This window comes from Pseudomonas sp. AM4(2022), assembly GCF_036346515.1.
Taxonomy (GTDB): domain Bacteria; phylum Pseudomonadota; class Gammaproteobacteria; order Pseudomonadales; family Pseudomonadaceae; genus Aquipseudomonas; species Aquipseudomonas paracarnis.
Genome location: NZ_JAOTNW010000010.1, coordinates 109423 through 131566 on the forward strand (window position 1 = coordinate 109423; position 22144 = coordinate 131566).

At 60.6% G+C, this 22144-nt stretch carries 19 protein-coding genes; 7 read left to right on the plus strand and 12 right to left on the minus strand.

From position 1 onward, the window contains the following. Positions 1-11 precede the first annotated feature (11 nt). The 3 genes from ODQ19_RS15710 to ODQ19_RS15725 form a co-directional block, all read right to left on the minus strand. Positions 12-1262, minus strand: a complete 1251-nt coding sequence (locus ODQ19_RS15710) for a sarcosine oxidase subunit beta (RefSeq protein WP_003176546.1) — start codon at positions 1260-1262, stop codon at positions 12-14. 22 nt (positions 1263-1284) lie between these two features. Continuing rightward, a complete protein-coding gene (glyA, locus tag ODQ19_RS15715; protein WP_330210572.1) occupies positions 1285-2538 on the minus strand; it encodes a serine hydroxymethyltransferase in 1254 nt (417 codons plus the stop codon). 260 nt (positions 2539-2798) lie between these two features. Further along, on the minus strand, positions 2799-3527 hold the full coding sequence (locus ODQ19_RS15725; protein WP_330210573.1) for a TraX family protein: 729 nt from the start codon (positions 3525-3527) through the stop codon (positions 2799-2801). Positions 3528-3617: 90 nt separating this feature from the next. Between ODQ19_RS15725 and ODQ19_RS15730 the strand changes: the two genes are divergently transcribed. The 3 genes from ODQ19_RS15730 (at position 3618) to ODQ19_RS15740 (ending at position 5717) form a co-directional block, all read left to right on the plus strand. Next, positions 3618-4658: a threonine aldolase family protein gene (locus ODQ19_RS15730; protein ID WP_073525870.1), complete on the plus strand. Its 1041-nt coding sequence runs from the start codon at positions 3618-3620 to the stop codon at positions 4656-4658. Positions 4659-4851: 193 nt separating this feature from the next. Beyond that, a complete protein-coding gene (locus ODQ19_RS15735) occupies positions 4852-5052 on the plus strand; it encodes a hypothetical protein (protein WP_003194864.1) in 201 nt (66 codons plus the stop codon). 131 nt (positions 5053-5183) lie between these two features. Then, entirely contained in the window at positions 5184-5717 is a 534-nt protein-coding gene (locus tag ODQ19_RS15740) for an REP-associated tyrosine transposase (protein WP_003194866.1), read from the plus strand. Between the two features lie 624 nt (positions 5718-6341). Here ODQ19_RS15740 and gbcB read toward each other — a convergent pair. Further along, positions 6342-7442, minus strand: a complete 1101-nt coding sequence (gbcB, locus tag ODQ19_RS15745) for a glycine-betaine demethylase subunit GbcB (RefSeq protein WP_014720237.1) — start codon at positions 7440-7442, stop codon at positions 6342-6344. 282 nt (positions 7443-7724) lie between these two features. Here gbcB and gbcA point away from each other — a divergent pair, with 282 nt between their 5' ends. Then, a complete protein-coding gene (gene gbcA, locus ODQ19_RS15750) occupies positions 7725-9020 on the plus strand; it encodes a glycine-betaine demethylase subunit GbcA (protein ID WP_330210574.1) in 1296 nt (431 codons plus the stop codon). Between the two features lie 871 nt (positions 9021-9891). Here gbcA and etfB read toward each other — a convergent pair. The 6 genes from etfB to ODQ19_RS15780 all read right to left on the minus strand — a co-directional run bounded on the left by etfB (position 9892) and on the right by ODQ19_RS15780 (position 17673). Continuing rightward, positions 9892-10662: an electron transfer flavoprotein subunit beta gene (gene etfB, locus ODQ19_RS15755; RefSeq protein WP_116667992.1), complete on the minus strand. Its 771-nt coding sequence runs from the start codon at positions 10660-10662 to the stop codon at positions 9892-9894. 10 nt (positions 10663-10672) lie between these two features. Beyond that, positions 10673-11893 carry an electron transfer flavoprotein subunit alpha gene (etfA, locus tag ODQ19_RS15760; RefSeq protein ID WP_330210575.1) on the minus strand — a complete coding sequence of 407 codons (1221 nt, stop codon included), beginning with the start codon at positions 11891-11893 and terminating at the stop codon, positions 10673-10675. Beyond that, the gene (dgcB, locus tag ODQ19_RS15765; protein WP_330210576.1) at positions 11893-13836 is read right to left on the minus strand and encodes a dimethylglycine demethylation protein DgcB; all 1944 of its coding nucleotides are present in this window, start codon (positions 13834-13836) and stop codon (positions 11893-11895) included. Before dgcB ends, etfA begins: the two co-directional genes overlap by 1 nt. Before the next feature lie 174 nt (positions 13837-14010). Further along, complete coding sequence (gene dgcA / locus ODQ19_RS15770; protein WP_003194876.1) at positions 14011-16071, minus strand: dimethylglycine demethylation protein DgcA; 2061 nt, start codon at positions 16069-16071, stop codon at positions 14011-14013. Between the two features lie 15 nt (positions 16072-16086). Then, positions 16087-16617: a DUF5943 domain-containing protein gene (locus ODQ19_RS15775; protein WP_008033249.1), complete on the minus strand. Its 531-nt coding sequence runs from the start codon at positions 16615-16617 to the stop codon at positions 16087-16089. A gap of 78 nt (positions 16618-16695) precedes the next feature. Then, the gene (locus ODQ19_RS15780) at positions 16696-17673 is read right to left on the minus strand and encodes a dipeptidase (RefSeq protein WP_032879065.1); all 978 of its coding nucleotides are present in this window, start codon (positions 17671-17673) and stop codon (positions 16696-16698) included. Between the two features lie 218 nt (positions 17674-17891). Between ODQ19_RS15780 and ODQ19_RS15785 the strand changes: the two genes are divergently transcribed. Continuing rightward, the gene (locus tag ODQ19_RS15785) at positions 17892-18293 is read left to right on the plus strand and encodes a lysozyme inhibitor LprI family protein (RefSeq protein WP_014720247.1); all 402 of its coding nucleotides are present in this window, start codon (positions 17892-17894) and stop codon (positions 18291-18293) included. 44 nt (positions 18294-18337) lie between these two features. Here ODQ19_RS15785 and ODQ19_RS15790 read toward each other — a convergent pair whose 3' ends face one another. Continuing rightward, entirely contained in the window at positions 18338-19306 is a 969-nt protein-coding gene (locus ODQ19_RS15790) for a tyrosinase family protein (RefSeq protein ID WP_116667920.1), read from the minus strand. A gap of 187 nt (positions 19307-19493) precedes the next feature. On the opposite strand from ODQ19_RS15790, the gene ODQ19_RS15795 reads away from it, so the two are divergent. Then, complete coding sequence (locus tag ODQ19_RS15795) at positions 19494-19910, plus strand: DUF3010 family protein (RefSeq protein WP_330210577.1); 417 nt, start codon at positions 19494-19496, stop codon at positions 19908-19910. Positions 19911-20035: 125 nt separating this feature from the next. On the opposite strand, the gene ODQ19_RS15800 is transcribed toward ODQ19_RS15795, so the two are convergent. Continuing rightward, entirely contained in the window at positions 20036-20980 is a 945-nt protein-coding gene (locus tag ODQ19_RS15800; RefSeq protein ID WP_330210578.1) for a GlxA family transcriptional regulator, read from the minus strand. A gap of 195 nt (positions 20981-21175) precedes the next feature. Between ODQ19_RS15800 and ODQ19_RS15805 the strand changes: the two genes are divergently transcribed. Further along, positions 21176-22120, plus strand: a complete 945-nt coding sequence (locus ODQ19_RS15805) for a choline ABC transporter substrate-binding protein (protein WP_116667917.1) — start codon at positions 21176-21178, stop codon at positions 22118-22120. Positions 22121-22144 lie beyond the last annotated feature (24 nt).

A 22144-nucleotide genomic window follows, 5' to 3' on the forward strand; every position in this document is an offset into this window, starting at 1 on the left:
AATTTCTCCTGTTAGTGGGCGACGGCCGCAGCGCCGTGTTCGTCGATCAGCGCACCGTTGTGGAAACGGTCGATGGAAAAAGGTGCGGCCAGTGGGTGCATTTCACCCTTGGCCAGGCTGGCGGCAAACACGTTGCCTGAGCCTGGGGTGGCCTTGAAGCCGCCCGTACCCCAACCGCAGTTGAAGAACATGTTCGGTACCGGCGTCTTGGAGATGATCGGGCAGGCATCCGGCGTGGTGTCGACGATGCCGCCCCACTGGCGGTTCATGCGCACCCGCGACAGCACCGGGAACATCTCGACGATGGCCTGGATGGTGTGCTCAATCACCGGGTACGAGCCGCGCTGGCCGTAGCCGTTGTAGCCGTCGATACCGGCGCCGATCACCAGGTCGCCCTTGTCGGACTGGCTGATGTAACCGTGCACGGCGTTGGACATGATCACGCTGTCGATAATCGGCTTGATCGGCTCCGACACCAGGGCTTGCAGCGGGTGGGATTCGATCGGCAGGCGGAAGCCCGCAAGCGAAGCCATGTGCCCGGAGTTACCGGCAGTCACCACACCGACGCGCTTGGCGCCGATAAAGCCTTTGTTGGTTTCCACACCGATGCACACGCCATTTTCCTTGCGGAACCCGATCACTTCGGTCTGCTGGATCAGGTCCACGCCCAAGGCATCGGCAGCACGGGCAAAGCCCCAGGCCACGGCATCGTGACGGGCCACGCCGCCGCGACGTTGCACGGTGGCGCCCAGCACCGGGTAGCGGGTGTTTTTCGAGCAGTCCAGGTATGGAATCTCGTCAGCTACCTGTTGGGCGTTAAGCAATTCGCCGTCCACGCCGTTGAGGCGGTTGGCGCTCACGCGGCGCTCGGAATCACGGATGTCCTGCAGGGTGTGGCACAGGTTGTACACGCCACGCTGGGAGAACATCACGTTGTAGTTCAGGTCCTGGGACAAACCTTCCCAGAGTTTCATTGCATGTTCGTACAGGTGAGCCGACTCGTCCCACAGGTAGTTGGAACGCACGATGGTGGTGTTGCGCGCGGTGTTACCGCCGCCCAGCCAGCCTTTCTCGACCACCGCCACGTTGGTGATGCCGTGTTCCTTGGCCAGGTAGTAGGCGGTCGCCAGACCATGCCCGCCGCCGCCGACAATGACCACGTCGTAGACCTTTTTGGGGGTCGGCGTGCGCCACATCTTCTGCCAGTTTTCGTGATGGCTGAGGGAGTGCTTGAAGAGGCCGAAGCCTGAGTAGCGTTGCATAGTCATTACTCCAAAACCGCGCTCAGCGATAAACCGGGAAATCAGCGCACAGGGCAGACACGTGCTTGGCCACGTTGGCCTCGACATCGGCGTCGCCGAGGTTGTCGAGGATGTCGCAGATCCAGCCGGCCAGCTCGACGCACTGCGGCACTTTGAAGCCACGGGTGGTCACCGCCGGGGTACCGATGCGCAGGCCCGAGGTTACGAACGGCGACTGCGGGTCATTCGGCACCGCGTTCTTGTTGACGGTGATGTGGGCGCGACCCAGGGCGGCGTCCGCCTCTTTGCCGGTGAGGCCCTGGCGGATCAGGCTGACCAGGAACAGGTGGTTGTCGGTGCCGCCGGAGACCACATCGTAGCCACGCTTGATGAACACTTCGGCCATGGCCTGGGCGTTATCAATCACTTGCTGCTGGTAAGCCTTGAAGCCGGGCTCCAGCGCTTCCTTGAAGCACACGGCCTTGCCGGCGATCACGTGCATCAGCGGGCCGCCCTGGGCGCCGGGGAATACCGCAGCGTTGAGTTTCTTTTCGATTTCTTCGTTGGCCTTGGCCAGGATCAGGCCGCCCCGTGGACCGCGCAGGGTTTTGTGGGTGGTGGTAGTGACAACATCAGCGTAAGGCAGCGGGTTCGGGTACAGGCCAGCGGCAACCAGGCCGGCGACGTGGGCCATGTCGACGAACAGCAGCGCGCCAACCTTGTCGGCAATCTGACGGAAGCGTGGGAAATCCAGGGTCTTGGAGTAGGCCGAGAAACCCGCCACAACCATCTTCGGCTTGTGCTCGACCGCCAGGCGCTCGACTTCGTCGTAGTCGATCAGGCCGGTGTCGGTGTTGATGCCGTATTGCACCGCGTTGTACAGCTTGCCCGAGGACGACACTTTGGCGCCGTGGGTCAGGTGACCGCCGTGGGCCAGGCTCATGCCCAGAATGGTGTCGCCGGCATTGATCAGCGCCAGGTACACGGCGCTGTTGGCCGAGGAACCGGAGTGCGGTTGCACGTTGGCGTAATCGGCGCCGAACAGCTGCTTGGCGCGTTCGATGGCCAGGGCTTCGACCTTGTCCACATGCTCGCAGCCACCGTAGTAGCGCTTGCCCGGGTAGCCTTCGGCGTATTTGTTGGTGAGGCCGCTGCCTTGGGCTTCCATCACGCGCTTGCTGGTGTAGTTCTCCGACGCGATCAGCTCGATATGATCTTCCTGACGTTGCTCCTCGGCATTCATCGCCGCCAGCAGTGCATCGTCATAACCCTGGATCTGGTCTTTCTTGCTGAACATCGCGTCTCTCCCAGCCTTTCGTATTGTTGAGGCCCTCGCAGGGCCCTTTGATGCGATGGTAGGGCTGGCGCGTGCGGGCCAAATGCCTGCGCACGCCACGCAAAGGTGCGTTTACGACATGGGCTGAGCGAATGCTAACTGGGTGCCTACAAACTGTAGGAGCGAGCTTGCTCGCGAAAAACCTGAGGGCGCCGCGTTCAATCAGGCAGCCCGCGTTATCGTTGACGTCTTTCGCGAGCAAGCTCGCTCCTACAGGTGGGTTAGGCGATGAGCTTGCGAACGAGTAGCAACAGAAGAAAATGCATGGGATACAGGGCGTAGGCCCAGCGCCGCATGGCGGGTGGCTTGGCGTTTTTGCCATGTCGCAATAAGACCAATCCTGCCAGCGGCGCAATCAGACATGCAGCCAACCCCAACAGCGCCACAAGCGTGCCGCTATTGAGCAGAATCTGCCACTGATTGGCGGCGACGCAGACCAAACCCGGCAGCACGCTGAAATACCAGGGCCGGCGAAACACCAGCAATATCGCCAGTGGCAGCAATACACCAAAGAAACCGAACATCAACTGGTGTGAAAACACGGCCGCCATTGTGACGGCGATCAGCGCCAAGCCTCGATCAACCAACGCCTTTTGCTGCCAACCTCGGGCAATCAGCAGCCCCAGCGCCAGGGTCGGCAACACGTTCAAGGTATCGGCATCTTCGATGAACATCCGATACGGCACTTCGCTGATCACGCTGAACAGCAGCAACCAACCCAGGTAGCGCCAATGGCCCTTCACTGGAGCGTCGCGAACGCGATGCAAATTAGCCGCAATCGCCAGGCAAAACCACGGAAACGCCAGGCGCCCCGGCACGTATAGCTCATCCAGGCTCAGCCCCACATAGCGCAGGTGATCGAGCACCATACTCAGCAGCGCCAGCCACTTGAGCAGATCCAAAGCGCCATCTCGGACAGGTCCGACAGGCAAGGTGTGAGTACCGTGCATAATTCCCCAACGACTTTGCATTTACAGTGCGTGCGCGCGCCCGGCAATCTTGGGTAAAGTGCGCACCAACATCGACCACAGGAACGGGCCATGACCGACAAGAGCCAACAATTTGCCAGCGACAACTATTCCGGCATCTGCCCGGAAGCCTGGGCCGCCATGGAACAAGCCAACCAGGGCCATCAACGTGCCTACGGCGATGATGAATGGACCCACCGCGCCGCCGACGGTTTCCGCAATCTGTTCGAGACCGACTGCGAGGTGTTCTTCGCCTTCAACGGTACAGCCGCCAACTCCCTGGCGCTGTCCTCGCTGTGCCAGAGCTACCATAGCGTGATTTGCTCGGAAACCGCCCACGTCGAAACCGATGAATGCGGCGCGCCGGAGTTTTTCTCCAACGGCTCCAAACTGCTGGTTGCCCGTACCGAAAACGGCAAGCTGACCCCGGAGTCGATCCGCGAAATCGCCCTCAAGCGCCAGGATATTCATTATCCCAAACCCCGCGTCGTGACCCTGACCCAAGCCACCGAAGTCGGCAGCGTGTACACCCCGCAAGAGATCCGCGCCATCAGCGCCACCTGCAAGGAATTGGGCCTGAACCTGCACATGGACGGCGCACGCTTCGCCAACGCCTGTGCATTCCTGGGGTGTTCACCGGCCGACCTGACCTGGAAAGCCGGCGTTGACGTGCTGTGCTTTGGTGGTACCAAAAACGGCATGGCGGTGGGTGAAGCCATCCTGTTCTTCAATCACAAATTGGCTGAAGACTTTGACTACCGCTGCAAACAGGCCGGTCAGTTGGCGTCGAAAATGCGCTTTCTCTCCGCCCCATGGGTGGGCCTGCTGGAAAATGACGCCTGGCTCAAACATGCACGCCACGCCAACCACTGTGCGCAATTGCTGAGCAGCTTGGTGGCGGATATTCCCGGCGTGGAATTGATGTTCCCGGTACAGGCCAACGGCGTGTTCCTGCAACTCTCGGAACCCGCTATTGCAGCGCTGACCGCCAAGGGCTGGCGCTTCTACACCTTCATCGGCAAAGGCGGTGCGCGCTTCATGTGTGCGTGGGATACCGAGGAAGAGCGTGTAAGGGAATTGGCTGCCGATATTCGGGAAGTAATGAACGCTTAACGTACGAATTCGGCCAGTTGGTACTGGCCGATTGCCCAGACTGTTTTTTGATATTTCTGACAGCTATCCAGCTCATTTTTATTGTCTAGCCTCTTGTTACCCGCAAGGAAAACGCAGCGATATCTGCCACCTTTCGGGTTTCACCGCCAGCCGAATAATCGGCGGCAAAGGCACATCAATGGAGAGCTTTATCATGGAATATCAAAGTAATGGCAACACGCTGCAAAGCGGAGGCAGCACCAGCACCACGGTCATTGACTGGGATGAGTTCAGGAAACACGCCAAGATCGGGGACACCATTCAAGAGCCATCACGGACGTTGACCATCTACGACAAAGCCTACGAATTGACAAACTCAGGCCAGCACTTCGTTGTCCATATCTACGCCCAATAACTGTTAACACCTAAGGCTCGCGTCGCAGACTCCCGGCCTGCGACGCGACGCTGAATCATGATCGTTCCTGCGCTCCGCGTGGGAATGCCTCCTCGGACGCTCCGCGTCCACCCGAAATCAAGGATGAACACGTGGGCAGAAGCCGCTATGTCATCACCGAACCCGAAAAACCCCACTTCCTCACCTGCACTGTCATGGAATGGCTCCCCCTCTTCACCCGTAACTACCTGGTGGACCATCTTCTGGATTGCTGGCGATATCAACAAAGCAACCACGCTTTAAACTTGTTTGGTTACGTCATCCTGGAAAATCACTTGCACTTTATTGCTCAAGCGCCCGATCTGGGAAAGTGCGTCAGCCAATTCAAATCCTTCACCGCCCGCACCATCATTGACGACCTGCAAAGCAAAGGCGCGGAGCGGGTATTGCAGCGCCTGCGTTTCTGCAAGCGTGCACACAAGACAGATCGTGTTTATCAACTGTGGCAGGAAGGTTCACATGCGGAATTGGTTTACAGCGAGGCAGTCATGCGCCAGAAGCTTGATTACATCCATCACAACCCCATAAAGCGAGGCTATGTGGACCTGGCTGAACACTGGCGTTACTCCAGCGCCCGCAACTATGCAGGTATGCCAGGCCTGATCGACATCCAACCTTGGCTCTGAAGATCCGCGTCACCCTTCATTTGCGACGGGACGCGGAGCGTCCTGGGAGGCGTTACCACGCAGAGCGTGGGAACGAGCATGTAGCCTTCTGCCGGGAAGATCGTTCCCGCGCTCCGCGTGGGAATGCAGCCCGTGACGCTCCGCGTCACCCCTCAATTGCGACGGGACGCGGAGCGTCCTGGAAGGGGTTACCACGCAGAGCGTGGGAACGAGCATGCAGCCTTCTGCCGGGAAGATCGTTCCCGCGCTCCGCGTGGGAATGCAGCCCGTGACGCTCCGCGTCACCCCTCAATTGCGACGGGACGCGGAGCGTCCTGGAAGGCGTTACCACGCAGAGCGTGGGAACGAGCATGCAGCCTTCTGCCGGGAAGATCGTTCCCGCGCTCCGCGTGGGAATGCAGCCCGTGACGCTCCGCGTCACCCCTCAATTGCGACGGGACGCGGAGCGTCCTGGGAGGCGTTACCACGCAGAGCGTGGGAACGAGCATGTGCCTTCTGCCGGGAAGATCGTTCCCGCGCTCCGCGTGGGAATGCAGCCCGTGACGCTCCGCGTCCCCCCTCAATTGCGACGGGACGCGAAGCGTCCTGGGAGGCGTTACCACGCAGAGCGTGGGAACGAGCAGATCAGAACTCGATGCGTACATCACCCTTCGGCACACTGCAGCACGACAGGATGTAGCCTTCGGCCTCGTCTTCTTCGGTAATCCCGCCGTTGTGCTCCATCTCCACCTCGCCACCCAGCTTCATCACCTTGCACGTACCGCAGATGCCCATACCGCAAGCTTTGGGGATCAGCAGGCCGAGCTTGGCGGCCGCGGCATGCACCGTTTCCCCCGGCGCCACGCGAATGCTCTTGCCGGACGCGATAAATTCCACTTGATGCAGGTCTGCCAGGTCGATCTCCGGCGCATCCGCCGCTTGCTCGGCCTGCTCCACCGCATCGGCACGGGCTTCGGGCGGTGTCGCGCCAAAGGATTCTTCGTGATAACGCGTCATGTCGAAACCGGCGACTTCCAACAGGCGCTTCACCGCGTTCATGTACGGCGTAGGGCCGCAGCAGAACACCTCGCGCTCCAGGAAGTCCGGCACCATCAGCTCCAGCATCTTGTGGTTCAGGTAGCCGCGATACCCGGCCCATGGCTCACCCAGGCCGTGTTTTTCGCAGATCAGGTGCAGGCTGAAGTTGTCGATCCGCGACGCCATGTGCTCCAGCTCACGGTGATAGATGATGTCCTTGGGCGAGCGGGCGCTGTGGATAAAGGTCATGTCGACGTTGGCGTTGGTGTCGTAGAACCAGCGCGCCATGGACATCACCGGTGTGATCCCAACGCCGCCGCTGAGGTACAACACTTTCGGGCTCGGGAAATCGATGGCATTGAACAGCCCGACCGGCCCGTGCACCGCCAACTCCTGGCCTTCGTGCAAAGTGTCGTGCAGCCAATTGGAAACCCGACCGCCCGGTACGCGCTTGATGGTCACCGAGAAGCTGTAAGGCACCGACGGTGAACTGGAAATCGTGTAGGAGCGCATGATCGGCTGGCCTTCGATTTCCAGCTCCAGGGTGACGAATTGCCCCGGCTTGAAAAAGAACAGAATCGGCTGATCGGCCATGAAACAGAAGGTGCGCACGTCCCAGGTTTCCTGGATGACTTTGACGCAGCGGACGATGTGCCGACCATTGGCCCAGGTCTGGGTGGTTACCGGATTCAGGAAATTATTGGACATGTTGTTCTCCACCGCCGACGTCGGCCTTATGGTGGCGATTCTGCGTAACGCGAGAACCACCCACTTACCTATCTGCGACATTCACATACTTACGGCGACCAGCCCCCAAAGACAGGGGCTTGCGCGTCGGGATCAGATTGGGCCATGTCGCCCATGGATAAGGTTCGACGTTACGCCGGGCCCACACTCGCTCCCAACAAAGACGCGTTCTTTACGCCTTGCACAGCACCAACCGTAGCCACTATTCGCCGGCCACACAGAATGGCCATGAGGACACACACGATGGACGTCACCGCAACCTTAAGCTTGGGCGATCCGCTGGAACCCGCACGCAAGGCCACCGCGCAAATGCTGCAAGAGCGCGAGCGCACTTTTTCGCTGCCGCAGCCGTTCTACTCTGATGAGCGGCTGTTCGATATCGACATGCAGGAGATCTTCCAGAAAGAGTGGTTGATCGCCGGCATGACCTGCGAAATCCCCACCAAGGGCAATTACCTGACCCTGCAAGTGGGCAAGAACCCGATCATCGTGATCCGGGGTGCCGACGGCGTGGTGCATGCGTTCCACAACGTCTGCCGCCATCGTGGCTCACGCTTGTGCACCAGCGACAAGGGCAAGGTCGCTAAATTGGTATGCCACTACCACCAGTGGACCTACGAGCTGGACGGCCGCCTGCTGTTCGCCGGCACCGAGATGGGCGCCGATTTCGACATGAAACAGTACGGCCTCAAGCCGGTGAACGTGAAGACCGCTGGCGGCTACATCTTTATCAGCCTGGCCGAAAACCCGCCGGCCATCGATGACTTCCTGTCGACGCTCAGCCATTACATGGAACCCTACGACATGGAGAACACCAAGGTGGCGATCCAGACCACCTTGTTCGAAAAAGCCAACTGGAAGCTGGTGCTGGAAAACAACCGCGAGTGCTACCACTGCAACGCGTCACACCCCGAACTGCTTAAAACCCTGCTGGAGTGGGACGACGTTACCGACCCGCGCGCCGACCAGGCGTTCAAGGACCACGTGAGCGCCTGCGCCACCGCTTGGGATGCCGAAAAAATCCCTTACGCCCACGCCAGCTTCGGCCTGCGTAACCGCATTGTGCGCATGCCGCTGCTCAAGGGCACCGTGTCGATGACCCTGGATGGCAAACAAGGCTGTGCCAAGCTCATGGGCCGCATCAAGAACCCAGACCTGGGCTCGATGCGCATCCTGCACCTGCCGCACTCCTGGAACCACTGCATGGGCGACCACATCATTGTGTTCACCGTGTGGCCCATCAGCGCCCAGGAAACCATGGTCACCACCAAGTGGATCGTGCACAAGGACGCTGTGGAAGGCGTGGACTACGACGTGGAACGCATGCGCCAGGTGTGGGACGCCACCAACGACCAGGACCGCCGCCTGGCCGAAGAAAACCAGCGCGGTATCAACTCCACCGCCTACCAGCCTGGCCCTTACTCCAAGACCTATGAGTTTGGCGTGGTGAATTTTGTGGATTGGTACAGCGAGCGGATGCTCAACAACCTGGGCGCCGCTCCGGCGCCGTACCTCAAAGGTGTGGCCGCACACGAATAACTGCCCCCCATAGATCACAATGTAGGAGCGAGCTTGCTCGCGAAAAACTCACAGGCACCGCGTTTACTCAGGAAACACGCGTTATCGTTGACGTTTTTCGCGAGCAAGCTCGCTCCTACACGTGAAGCAGTCGCCGCTTACTATTTGATCAGTTCTCGCGCAAGCCGCTAGCGCCCTGCCCTCCAGCCTTTACCCAACAACTTATCCACAAAGCCACCCACAGCAATTGTGGGCAAGTGCGCCGTGGACGAAAATTAAATCAAGAAAATCCGTGACTTATTCAAACTTCCGGGTTTCAGCTCAAGCTGATCATTTATTGATCAAACCTCCAAGAGCCTTGTTTGGCGTGGCTTGCAGCGGTAAGCGAACACCTTATCCACAGAGGCACCAACAGACTTTGGGGGCAACTTTGTCCGGGCTGTGGAAAAGCCCTTGAAACCCTCATAAATCGGGGATATCCAGCAGTTTAAAAGGCAAAAATTTAGGGATTGATCAATTATCAACCAACCCCGTGAAAGCCACGTTTTATAAGGCCTGTAGCGGATAGCGAACATCTTATCCACAAAAGCGCCAACAGACTTTGGGGGCAAGTCGAGGCTTTGGCCCGGTGAAAACCCGAGCAAAAACCGCGAGTTAGACTGGTTATTTTTCGTACAGAGGGCTGCAGAGCTTGATAAGCCGGGCTTGTGGACACCCGCGAACAGGTTATCCACAGGCGGATCAACAGGCATTGTGGGTAAGCCAATGGCAATGCAGAAAAATGTGGACCTAGGCTTGTCCGCGATGGCAGCACGTCAACGGAGGCATGGGTTGCTGACCCACCGCTATCGCAGGCAAGCCAGCTCCCACAAGGTTAGGTGGTGGTCAGGGATCAGCGTACGACGCCCTCTTCTACAAGAAGCTTGAGAATCGCTTGCGCGCCCTCTTCGGCGCTCACGCCCTTGAGCACCTGCCCACCGCCGCCACTGGCCTTGGCCGTGGCGGCTTTCATACGGTCGGCACCACTCTTGGCCTTGATCACCTTGAGCCGCTTGGGCCTGGGCTTGGCTGGCTGCAGTACGGCGGCTGTGAATAACTCATCGTCTTCAACCTCGACCTCATGGGCCGCCAATTCACCGCGTTGCGCCGGGCCGTACGCGCTTTGCCGAGGTTTGGGTGCGGCGTTATCCACCGTCGCCAGAAACGGCAGGCGCACTTTCAAGCGCCGCCGCTGGCCACGTGGCAATGCCTGCAGCACATGGGCCACGCCGCCCTCGATGGACTCCACCTGCGCCAACCCGACGATCAGCGGCCAGCCCAACTGCTCGGCCAGCAGGAACGGCAACATACCCGAGCCTTCACCGGTTTCCGCCTGGCTGCCCGTGAGCACCACGTGGGCTCCCGCATCGCGCAGATAGTCGCTCAATACCGGCAACGCATCGGCGCCCGCCGGTTGTTCCAATACCTGCAGTTGCGGCAGGCCCATGCCCAGGTAGCTGCGCAGGGTCGGTTCGGCGATGTTGCCGGCGTGCAGCACTTGCAACTTATCCCCAGCCAGTTGCAGCCCCAACTCGACCGCACGGGCGTCCTGCTCGGCGCGGCGAGGTCGCCCGGAAGTAGGGTGAGCGCCGATGGACACCAGGCTGAATACAGTGATCGTCATGGTCATATCCTCAGGCTGCATCACGCTTGGCGCCGTTGCGGTAGGTCTCGACCGCCGCGATCAAGGCTTGCAGTATCGCGGCGCTTTCGCCGATCACCGACAGGTCGGCACGCTTGATCATGTCGCACCCCGGGTCGAGGTTGATCGCCACCACCTTGTCGCAGGCACCGATGCCTTGCAGGTGCTGGATCGCCCCGGAAATCCCGACGGCCACGTACACCCGCGCAGTGACCCAGGTGCCGCTGGCGCCGACCTGGCGATCACGCGCCATGAAGCCATCGTCCACTGCCACCCGCGAGGCGCCTTCGGTGGCACCCAGGGCCGCGGCGGTCTGGTGGAACAGCGCCCAGTCCTTCACGCCGTTGCCACCGGAGAAAATGAACTCGGCCTCGGCCATTGGAATCGCTGCCGGGTCGACCGCCACCGCGCCGAGGTCTTCGATACGCGGCAAACTGCGCGCCAGGCTTGTGGATAACTCCACGGGCAAGACTTCGTGGCGGGTCTCGCTGACCGGGTCGACACATTCGGCGGCGGCGAGGATCAGACGGGGCAACGGCCGCGCCAGGTCTTCCTGGCCGGCACCGGCACGGCCGATGCATTCCTCGCCCTTGATCTGCCACACCCGCGTCGCCGGGCGTTCCTTGAGGCTGGCGGCAAAGCGTCGCCCCAGCTCACCACCACCGCTGCGGCTGTCTGGCAGCAACCAGTGGCGCGGGCTGAATTGGTTATCCACAGCGCGCAGGCCCTGCACGCGTTGCTCCGGTGCATAACCCTCGAACTCATGCCCATCCAGCACCAGCAGACGATCGACGCCCGCCGTGGCAAAGGCGCTTTCCTTGTGTTCACCGAACACCACCGCCAACACCGCGCCGTCACTGCCGGCCAACTGGCGCGCCAGGCCAAGCAGGTCACGGTCGTGGCTGCTCAGGCGGCCACCGACCATGTCCGGCACCACGTTGATGTAGAACGCCGGGGCCGGCACCTGATGCAGCGGCAATTGCACTTGCACTGCCGCGGTGCGCTTGGCCGCGCCGCCCTGCTGGGCACCGCTGCGGTCGATGCGCTTGATGCCGTTGGGGCCGATAAAACCGACACCATGCACGTTTTTGCGAATGACGCCGTTGGGCCCCATCCAGCTGTGTTGCACCGGCTGCATCGCCGCGTGCAACGGGTGCAGGCGGTTACGGGCGATCCATTCGGCCCGTGGGTCGCGGCGGATAATATCGCTCATCAGTGCACCTCCGCAGGTTCACGCTTGACGGGGGCTTTGGCCGGCGCGGCGTCTTCAAGCAACGCGTCGGCTACCAGTTCAGCGATGTCCTTGATCAACGGGCGCGGTTCGACCACGCCTTCAAGCATCGCGGTGCATTGCGGACAACCCACGGCCACCAGTTCGGCACCGGTCTCGCGAATGTCGTCCATGCGCATATCGGGGATACGTTGCTTGCCGGGGATGTCGGTGATCGGTGCACCGCCACCGCCACCGCAGCAGCGCGACCGGAAGCCCGAGCGTTGCATTTCCTTGACCTCGATACCCAACGCCCGCAGCACTTGGCGCGGCGCCTCGTATTCACCGTTGTAGCGCCCCAGGTAGCAGGGGTCGTGGTAAGTCACGCTGTTGCCTTTGTGCTGGCCCAGGTTCAACGCGCCCTCGCCGATCAGCTCGGCCATGAAGGTGCTGTGGTGCTGCACGCGGTAGTTGCCGTTGAAGGCGCCGTATTCGTTTTTCAGCACATGGAAGCTATGCGGATCGCAGGTGACGATGCGCTTGAAGCTGTACTTGGCCAGGGTCTGGATATTGCGCGAGGCCAGCAACTGGAACGTCGCTTCATCGCCCAGGCGCCGCGCCACATCACCGCTGTCGCGCTCTTCCAGGCCGAGCACGGCGAAGTCGACCTTGGCGGCCTTGAGCACTTTGACGAACGCACGCAGGGTACGTTGGTTACGCATGTCGAAGGCGCCATCGCCGACCCAGAACAGCACATCGCAACTGCCTTTGTCGCTGAGCAACGGCAGGTTCAGGTCTGCCGCCCAGTTCAGACGACCACCGGGTGCGAAACCGCCGGGGTTGTCGGTAGCGATCAGGTTTTCCAGGACTTCGGCGCCCTTGTTCGGCGTGGCGCCTTTCTCCAGGGTGAGGTGGCGACGCATGTCGACGATGGCGTCCACGTGCTCAATCATCATCGGGCACTCTTCCACGCAAGCGCGGCAGGTGGTGCACGACCACAGCGTCTCGGCGTCCACGAGGCCGTTGACGATCGGCTGGTGCGGGTTGCCGCCGTGTTCGCCCACCGGTTTGCCAGGGTACGGGCTGCCGGCGAACTTGGCATCGGTGCCACCGGCCAAGCCGACCACCATGTCCTGGATGAGTTTTTTCGGGTTCAGTGGCTGGCCCGCGGCAAACGCCGGGCACGCCGCTTCGCACTTGCCGCACTGCACGCAGGCGTCGAAGCCGAGCAGTTGGTTCCAGGTGAAGTCCTTGGGTTTTTCCACGCCCAGCGGCGCGGTTTTATCACTGAGGTCCAGCGGCTTCAGACCGGTGGAGCGGCCACCGCCAAAGCGCTCGGCGCGGCGGTGCCAGGCCAGGTGCAGCGCACCGGCGAAGGCGTGTTTCATCGGCCCGCCCCAGGTCATGCCGAAGAACATCTCGGACACGCCCCACAACACGCCCACGCTCAGCAATGCCGCGAGCAACCAGCCACCGAAGTCGGCAGGTAGAATCCCGGCCACCGGCAAGGTCACCAGGAAGAAGCTCACCGAGAAGGCCATCAGGCTTTTCGGCAGGCGCATCCACGGGCCTTTGGACAGGCGGGCAGGCGGATTGCGGCGGCGCAGATACATGAAGATCGCGCCGACAAACATCAATGTCGATGCCAGCAGCAGCGCATAGCCAAGAATGCGGCTTTGCAGGCCGAAGCCGTGCACCAGGATCGCCAGCAGCGCCGACAGCACAAAGCCGAGCGCCGTCGCTACGTGGGTGTTGGCGATGTATTTGTCACGGGCGACCACGTGGTGCAGGTCGACCATGTAGCGCTTGGGCATGGCCAAAAGGCCGCCCAGCAGGTCGACTTTGGACGAGCGGCCACGGCGCCACATGTTCACCCGGCGCAAGGCACCGAGGACGGCAAGGCCCAGGGCGGCAAACAAGAGAATAGGCAGCAAGGTATTCAACATGGTGAAGCTCCCACAGACCACACAGGTCTTGCATGAGGGCCGGATCAATGTGGGAGCTGGCTTGCCTGCGATGGCATCGACTCGGTCTCACTCAAGACCGAGTCGCCTGCATCGCGGGCAAGCCCGGCTCCCACACTGGTCAGCTCCCACATTCAGACCGGGTCCACTTTCGGCTTAGAAATCCTTGCACAGGCGCAGGGCGTCATAGATGGCGGCATGGGTATTGCGCTGGGCCACACAGTCACCAATGCGGAACAGCAAGTACCCCTCGCCCGCCTCGCTCAAGCATGGCTGCGGCTTGATCGCAAACAACGCTTCAACGTCGATCTGGCCCTTGTTGCGCGAACCTTCCTTGAGCCCGTAGTAAATGGCCTCGTCCGGACGCACGCCGTTCTCCACCACGACCTGGTCGACCACCCGCTCCTCTTTGGCGCCGGTGTATTCGTTCTCCAGCACGGCCACCAGCTTGTCGCCCTCGCGGTAGACCTTTTCCAGCATCATGTCGCCGGTCATGATCACTTCCTTGGGGTACATGCTGCGGTAGTACGTGGGGAACGACGTACCGCCGATTGCCACGCCCGGCTTGATGTCGTCGGTGACGATCTCCACCTGGCTGCCTTTGTCGGCCAGGAAGTCGGCCACCGACATGCCGGTGAACTCGCAGATGGTGTCGTACACCAACACGTTCTTGCCAGGCAGCACCTTGCCGTCGAGCACGTCCCAACTGCTCACCACCAAGCCTTCAGCGGCGCCCCAGTGTTCGTTCTGCTCGATGAACGGATGCCCGCCCACCGCCAGCACCACTACGTCCGGACGCACGTCCAGGATGGTCTCGGCATCGGCTGCAACACCCAGGCGCAGGTCGACTTTCAAACGTGCCAGTTCCAGTTGATACCAACGGGTGATACCGGCGATCTGGTCACGCTGCGGCGCTTTGGACGCCGTGGTGATTTGCCCGCCGATAAACTCTTTTTTCTCGAACAGCGTCACGTCGTGCCCACGTTCAGCGGCCACGCGCGCGGCTTCCATCCCGGCCGGGCCGGCGCCCACCACAACCACCTTGCGCTTGGGCCCGGTGGACTTCTCGATGATGTGCGGCACGCCCATGTATTCACGGGAGGTCGCGGCGTTCTGGATGCACAACACATCCAGGCCTTGGTACTGGCGGTCGATGCAGTAGTTGGCGCCCACGCACTGCTTGATCTGGTCGATCTGGCCCATCTTGATCTTGGCGATCAGGTGCGGGTCGGCGATGTGCGCACGGGTCATGCCGACCATGTCCACATAGCCGCCTTCCAGAATACGCGTGGCCTGGTTCGGGTCCTTGATGTTCTGCGCGTGCAGCACCGGAACCTTGACCACTTCCTTGATGCCGGCCGCCAGGTGCAGGAACGGCTCCGGTGGGTAGCTCATGTTCGGGATGACGTTGGCCAGGGTGTTGTGGGTGTCGCAACCCGAGCCCACCACGCCGATGAAATCGAGCATGCCGGTGTCATCGTAGTACTTGGCGATTTGCTTCATGTCCTCGTGGGACAAGCCGTCCGGGTGGAACTCGTCACCGCACAGGCGCATGCCCACGCAGAAGTCATCCCCCACTTCGGCACGCACGGCCTTTAACACTTCCAGACCGAACTTCATGCGGCCCTCGAAGCTGCCGCCCCACTCGTCGGTACGCTTGTTGACCCGCGGGCTCCAGAACTGGTCGATCATGTGCTGGTGCACGGCCGACAATTCCACCCCGTCCAGGCCACCGGCCTTGGCCCGACGCGCAGCCTGGGCGTAGTTGCCAATCACGCGCCAGATTTCTTCCGGCTCGATGGTCTTGCAGGTGGCACGGTGCACCGGCTCACGCACACCGGACGGCGACATCAGGGTCGGCCAGTTGAAGCCGTCCCAACGCGAGCGCCGGCCCATGTGGGTAATCTGGATCATGATCTTGGCGCCATGCTTGTGCATGGCATCGGCCAGATTCTGGAAGTGCGGGATGATGCGGTCGGTGGACAAGTTCACCGACGCCCACCATTCCTGCGGGCTGTCGATGGCCACCACGGAGGAGCCACCGCAGATCGCCAGGCCAATACCGCCCTTGGCTTTCTCTTCGTAGTACTTCACATAGCGGTCGGTGGTCATGCCGCCGTCGGTGGCATACACCTCGGCATGCGCAGTGCTGAGCACCCGGTTGCGGATGGTCAGTTTGCCGATCTGGATCGGCTGGAACATTGCTTCGAAAGCCATGGCACGGTCCTCGGCTTACAACGGTTTGACGGTGAACAAACCATCATCGTGGCCCTCTTCGGAGCCTCCGTAGACTTGTTCGGCGACAGTGCGAATCTTGCTGCCACGCGCTTGAAGGATCTGGTCCATGGCGCCGGCAAACCAGCCGGTGAACATGTAGTCCACCTTGCGGCCGACCTTGCCGTACACGTAGACGAACGCCGAGTGTTCCAGCTTGACGCTGGCGGTGCCTTTGTCCAGGTCGATGTCCTGGATCTTGAACAGGCCCCAGCCGCGTTGCGACAGGCGCTTCATGTAGTGTTCGAACACCGCGACGCCTTCCAGGCCGTGGCATTCAGCTTCTTTTTCACACCAGTGCCAGGCGGATTTGTAGCCGGCCTTGTAGAGGATCTCGGCGTAGGCGTCGGCCCCCAGTACTTCTTCGATACCCATGTGGTTGTTGACGAAGAAATGGCGTGGCACGTACAGCATCGGCAGGGCGTCGGAGGTCCAGACACCGGTTTCGCTGTCGACTTCAATTGGCAATTGCGGGGCGATCTTGGCCATGGAAACTTAACTCCAGAAAATTCGTTTTGATGCCCGCCACGCGGATGGCGGCGGGTGAAGGATTAAGCGAGCAGTGGCTTATTCGCCCCAGACGTCCTTGAGCACGTTGACCCAGTTCTCGCCCATGATCTTGCGCACCACGCGCTCGCTGTGGCCGCGCTTGAGCAGGGTCTCGGTGAGGTTGGGGAACTCACCCACGGTGCGGATGCCCAGCGGGTTGATGATCTTGCCGAAGCTGGTCAGGCGGCGGGCGTAGCCCTTGTCATGGGTGAGCATTTCGAAGAAATCCTGGCCATGTCCCTGGGTGAAGTCGGTGCCGATGCCGATGGCGTCTTCACCGACGATATTCATGGTGTATTCGATGGCTTCGGCGTAGTCGTCGATGGTCGAATCGATGCCCTTGGCCAGGAACGGCGCGAACATGGTCACGCCGACAAAACCGCCATGGTCGGCGATGAACTTCAGCTCTTCATCAGACTTGTTGCGCGGGTGCTCTTTAAGCCCGGACGGCAGGCAGTGGGAATAGCACACCGGCTTTTTCGATTCGAGGATGACCTCTTCGCTGGTCTTGGAGCCCACGTGGGACAGGTCGCACATAATGCCGACGCGGTTCATCTCGGCGACGATCTCACGCCCGAAACCCGACAGGCCGCCATCGCGCTCATAGCAACCGGTGCCCACCAGGTTCTGGGTGTTGTAGCACATCTGCACCACGCCAACGCCGAGCTGCTTGAAGATCTCGACATAGCCAAGCTGGTCCTCAAAGGCATGGGCATTCTGGAAACCGAAGATGATGCCGGTCTTGCCCTGCTCCTTGGCGCGGCGGATGTCGGCGGTGGTTTTCACCGGGATCACCAGGTCACTGTTTTCACGGATCAGGGTCTGGCTGGCGACGATGTTATTGATCGTGGCCTGGAAGCCTTCCCACACCGACACCGTGCAGTTGGCGGCAGTGAGGCCACCTTTGCGCATGTCTTCGAACAGGTCGCGGTTCCACTTGGCAATAATCAGACCGTCGATAACGATGCTGTCGGCGTGCAACTCGGCTGGGCTCATCAGGCGTCCCCTTATTGGCGATTCATGCGCCGAATCGTCTGCCGGCGCTTTGGAGCCAGCATATGCCCAGGCACCGACGGAGCCGGGTGCAAAAACGACAGGGGAATTGCCGAAAGCGTCAATCCACGACAAAGGCTATGCAGACATGCCTGACTGGCGGCTGTTCTTTGTCTTACGCTTGAGCCAGAATTGCGCATCACGTGATATGAGACGGCGCAATGAAATCGATTTTCCTGGCTTTGGCACTCATCGCAACCACCGCCCACGCGGCCGAAGACACCGACAGCACGCCGTGCGACGGCATTGAGAACGACCAGCAAACCCTGGAATGCGCCACTTACAACAAAACCACCGCCGAGCAATTGCTCAAGGATAACTATCAGGGGTTGCTGGAGCGCATGGGTTCGACCTACGGCAGCGACAAGACCAAACTGGCGGACATTACCGCCCGTCTGAAGGATGCCCAGCAGAAGTGGGAAAAACTGCGCGACGCCGATTGTGCAGTGGACACCTTCCCGGCAGTGACCGGCACCAAGGCCTATGCGATTGCGCACAACGACTGCCTGGCGCGGATGAGTGATGAGCGGTCGGAGTTTTTGGAGTCGATCGGGCAGGAATAAATGCCCTTCCCAACGGCTGAGACGCGGGAAGGGCCTTGCCCCATTCAAGCCATGAAAGGTGACTTGAATGGCCTCTTGGTCAGAGGCACGCCTGGTTCATAGGCATAACCCAGGGTGGTGATGTCCATCACGTCGCGGATGCGACGCTCCCAGGGTTTGATCACATCATCGTAATTGTGCCCGGTCGGCCCCCCTTGCATTGGGCAGTAGTGAGGCGACAGATCAGGCTTATCCAGTTTCATTTGCGCCTGCCAGTCGGCCCAGATCTTGTCGATAAAGCAGTGATGCAGAAAAAACACCGGGTCCTCGGGGGACGTCATTGCCAACATGTTGCCGCCGATCCACAGATGGACTCGGTTGTGCAACTGCGAGCCGGGCGTGCTGACTTGCGGGTCGCCCTTCTGGGTGATCCATCCTTCAAGTCGGTTTCTGAAGCCCCGGTTGAACGGGCTCGCGTTATAATTGGGCTCGTCATACAAACCTTCATTCATTGCCATCTTCACGTCGGCAGCCGTAGGCAGCGAGGTGACCAGTTGCGAGAATTGTCGCTTCAGGCCCGGCTCCGGCAGGCCGTCCTCAGGGTAATCCGGCACCGGCCAATTGCCGTATTGGTGCGCAAAAGGGCCATCTTGCACCCTGAAATAATCGGCAGCTTTACCGTCGCCGCCGATTAGCTTCCATACCGGTGATTTCATTGGTTCTTCGGCATCCAATGTCCAATCCCAATAAGGCAGCGTTACGTCAGGTTTGATGGCTTGCAGGTCGGCTTCCAGTTGCAGAAGCATCTCACGGTGCCATGGTAAAAAGGCGGGGCCCAAGTGGGCGCCGTTACGATAGTCGGGGTCTTGGGGCTCATCGGGATGAACCGTAGGCACCATCACTTCGTGGTGCCAATGAACATACTTGTTGTAGCCATCTTTTCCGTCGCCGCGCGCCTTGAGGGCCAGCAACGTATTGAGAAAATCCAGCCATTCGGTCCCGCTCAGTGTTCTAATTTCCTTGCGTATGTTCATCGCCAGCTCCCTGTTCACAATGGTTTGAAATCGCAGAAGTTCCTGTCCTGAATCTAGGTTATGGGGCTTACACACATCTACTGTCATATCTGACAGTTCAGGCAGTGCTCTGACGAATGGTCGACACCGTTTAACTGCTTCGAGCCTGCTACCATTCACGCCCTCTTCATCTGCTCAAGGCAACGCCATGACCCTCTGCGGCATCGAAATCAAAGGCAGCGAGGCCATCATCGCCCTCGCCGCCCTGGACAACCAGACGCTGACCCACATCGCCCTTTCCACCAAGAAAATCGCCCTTGAAGACGACGACGAAGCAGCCAACGTGAAAGCCTTCGCCGCCCAGGTGAAGGCGTTCGTGCAGGCGAACGCCATTACCCGTATCGCGATCAAGAAGCGCAGCAAGAAAGGCGAGTTCGCCGGTGGCCCGACGACGTTCAAGATTGAAGGAGTGTTTCAGTTACTGGACGGGGTGGAGGTGACGCTGCTGTCGCCGCAAACCATCAATGCGCAGAACAAGAAGCACGCCTTTGAACTGCCGGCGACGCTGAACAAATACCAGCATGAAGCCTACAAAGCGGCGTGCTCGGCACTGCTGAAAAAATAAGCCACACCGCCTGCCCATGTGGGAGCTGGCTTGCCTGCGATTGCGGCGGGTCAGCACCGCATATGCCAACGGATACACCGCCATCGCAGGCAAGCCAGCTCCCACATTGAATTTTGCGCCAAGGCTTAAACTACCTCCCGCCGCCGATCTTCCCGCGGGCATTTGGCAAACCTAGCTCGATAACTTCGCGTGAAGTACGACGGCGACTCGAACCCACACGCAATACTCACCTCCAGCACGCTCATGTCGCTCTGGCGCAGCAGTTTGCGGGCTTTTTCCAGGCGCAGGCCCAGGTAGAAATTGCTCGGCGTATCGTTCAGGTGCAGGCGAAACAGCCGCTCCAGTTGGCGTCGGGTGACCTTGATTGTTTCGGCCAGGGCCAAGGTGCTCAGGGGCGGTTCGGTGTGCTGTTCCATTTCGCCGATCACGTGCACCAGTTTCTTGTTATTGATGCCGTAGCGCGTGGCGATCTGCATGCGCTGGTGGTCCTTGCGGGGGCGGATGCGGCCGAGTACGAACTGCTCCGAGACCTGAATCGCCAGCTCGGGGCCGTGGGCCTGGGCGATCAGGTCGAGCATCAGGTCGATGGAAGCAGTGCCGCCGGCGCAGGTGATGCGGCGCCGGTCGATTTCGAACAGTTCCTGGGTCACGCTCAGGTGCGGATAGGCCTCCTTGAAGGCGTCGATGGCTTCCCAGTGCAAGGTCAGGCGGTGGCCGTCAAGCAGGCCCGCCTCGGCCAGCACGCAGGCGCCGGTATCAATGGCGCCGAGTGTCACCCCGTCCTGGTCGAGGCGGCGCAGCCAATGCTCCAGGGCGGGCGTGGCGAACTGCAAGGGTTCGAAGCCAGCCACCACCAGTAAGGTCGCGCCTTTTTTCAACGGTTCCAGCGCGGCGTCGGCGTTGACCGACATGCCGTTGCTCGCCAGCACCGCTGCGCCATCGGCACTCAAGATGTGCCAGCGGTACAGCTCGCCGCGAAAGCGATTGGCCACGCGTAACGGTTCCAGCGCGGAGATAAAACCGAGGGCCGAGAACCCCGGCATCAGCAAGAAATAGACATCCTGGGACATGGTGGCGCTCTCGTCGTACGGGCAGCGTGCTCACTGTGATACGCCAGTTCAACCGGCCATTCAAGAGCCCAGGTCGCTGCAGTGCAAGAGCTAGTCGCCGCCGTGCGCTTTGCGGGGCGCCAAGCTGCGTAACGTGATCCCACGGCGCACAAAGACGCCGGCACCCACAATAACGACCTGCCGAGGGTTCCACCCATGAACCGACTGATCAGCCGCTGCGTACTTGCACTCAGCGCCAGCGCCATCTTGAGTAACACCGTCATGGCAGCGGACGCCGCTTCTTGCCAGAACGTGCGCATGGGCGTGGTGAACTGGACTGACGTCATCGCCACCAGCGCCATGGCTCAAGTACTGCTCGACGGCCTGGGCTACAAAACCAAACAAACCAGCGCGTCCCAGCAAATCATCTTTGCCGGTATACGTGATCAGCGCCTGGACCTGTTCCTTGGCTACTGGAACCCGCTGATGACCCAGACCATCACACCGTTCGTCGACGCCAAGCAAGTCAAGGTCCTCGACAAAGCCAGCCTGCAAGACGCCCGCGCCACCCTGGCAGTACCCACCTACCTTGCGGACAAGGGCCTGAAAACCTTCGCCGACATCGCCAGGTTCGAGAAAGAGCTGGGCGGCAAGATTTATGGCATCGAGCCGGGCTCGGGCGCCAATACGCAGATCAAGGCGATGATCGCCAAGAACCAGTTCGGCCTGGGCAAGTTCCAGTTGGTGGAGTCCAGCGAAGCCGGCATGTTGGCGGCCGTGGACCGTGCCGTGCGCCGCAAGGAAGCCGTGGTGTTCTTTGGTTGGGCCCCGCACCCGATGAACGTCAATGTGGCGATGACTTACCTCACCGGCAGCGAAGACGCCCTGGGCCCGAACGAAGGCATGGCCACTGTGTGGACCGTGACCGCGCCGGCCTACGCCGAACAGTGCCCCAACGTGCATAAGTTGCTGACCAACCTGACGTTCACCGCCGCCGACGAGAGCCGCATGATGCAACCGCTGCTGGACCACAAGGACGCCATCGCGTCCGCCAGGCAGTGGCTCAAGGACCATCCACAAGACCAGGCGCGCTGGCTGGAGGGTGTGACCACCTTCGACGGCAAGCCGGCTGCCGCCAACCTGCAATTGACCACGAAATAACCCATCCAGATCACCGCTTCGCAG

Bases quoted from the DNA above. Each gene is read 5' to 3' on its own strand.
- dgcB (WP_330210576.1), bottom strand. From the start codon at position 13,836: ATGTTGAATACCTTGCTGCCTATTCTCTTGTTTGCCGCCCTGGGCCTT.
- glyA (WP_330210572.1), bottom strand. From the start codon at position 2,538: ATGTTCAGCAAGAAAGACCAGATCCAGGGTTATGACGATGCACTGCTG.
- dgcA (WP_003194876.1), bottom strand. From the start codon at position 16,071: ATGGCTTTCGAAGCAATGTTCCAGCCGATCCAGATCGGCAAACTGACC.
- ODQ19_RS15730 (WP_073525870.1), top strand. From the start codon at position 3,618: ATGACCGACAAGAGCCAACAATTTGCCAGCGACAACTATTCCGGCATC.
- ODQ19_RS15785 (WP_014720247.1), top strand. From the start codon at position 17,892: ATGAAATCGATTTTCCTGGCTTTGGCACTCATCGCAACCACCGCCCAC.
- ODQ19_RS15725 (WP_330210573.1), bottom strand. From the start codon at position 3,527: ATGCACGGTACTCACACCTTGCCTGTCGGACCTGTCCGAGATGGCGCT.
- etfB (WP_116667992.1), bottom strand. From the start codon at position 10,662: ATGACGATCACTGTATTCAGCCTGGTGTCCATCGGCGCTCACCCTACT.
- gbcB (WP_014720237.1), bottom strand. From the start codon at position 7,442: ATGTCCAATAATTTCCTGAATCCGGTAACCACCCAGACCTGGGCCAAT.
- ODQ19_RS15795 (WP_330210577.1), top strand. From the start codon at position 19,494: ATGACCCTCTGCGGCATCGAAATCAAAGGCAGCGAGGCCATCATCGCC.
- ODQ19_RS15775 (WP_008033249.1), bottom strand. From the start codon at position 16,617: ATGGCCAAGATCGCCCCGCAATTGCCAATTGAAGTCGACAGCGAAACC.
- ODQ19_RS15790 (WP_116667920.1), bottom strand. From the start codon at position 19,306: ATGAACATACGCAAGGAAATTAGAACACTGAGCGGGACCGAATGGCTG.
- gbcA (WP_330210574.1), top strand. From the start codon at position 7,725: ATGGACGTCACCGCAACCTTAAGCTTGGGCGATCCGCTGGAACCCGCA.
- ODQ19_RS15710 (WP_003176546.1), bottom strand. From the start codon at position 1,262: ATGCAACGCTACTCAGGCTTCGGCCTCTTCAAGCACTCCCTCAGCCAT.
- etfA (WP_330210575.1), bottom strand. From the start codon at position 11,893: ATGAGCGATATTATCCGCCGCGACCCACGGGCCGAATGGATCGCCCGT.
- ODQ19_RS15735 (WP_003194864.1), top strand. From the start codon at position 4,852: ATGGAATATCAAAGTAATGGCAACACGCTGCAAAGCGGAGGCAGCACC.
- ODQ19_RS15805 (WP_116667917.1), top strand. From the start codon at position 21,176: ATGAACCGACTGATCAGCCGCTGCGTACTTGCACTCAGCGCCAGCGCC.
- ODQ19_RS15800 (WP_330210578.1), bottom strand. From the start codon at position 20,980: ATGTCCCAGGATGTCTATTTCTTGCTGATGCCGGGGTTCTCGGCCCTC.
- ODQ19_RS15780 (WP_032879065.1), bottom strand. From the start codon at position 17,673: ATGAGCCCAGCCGAGTTGCACGCCGACAGCATCGTTATCGACGGTCTG.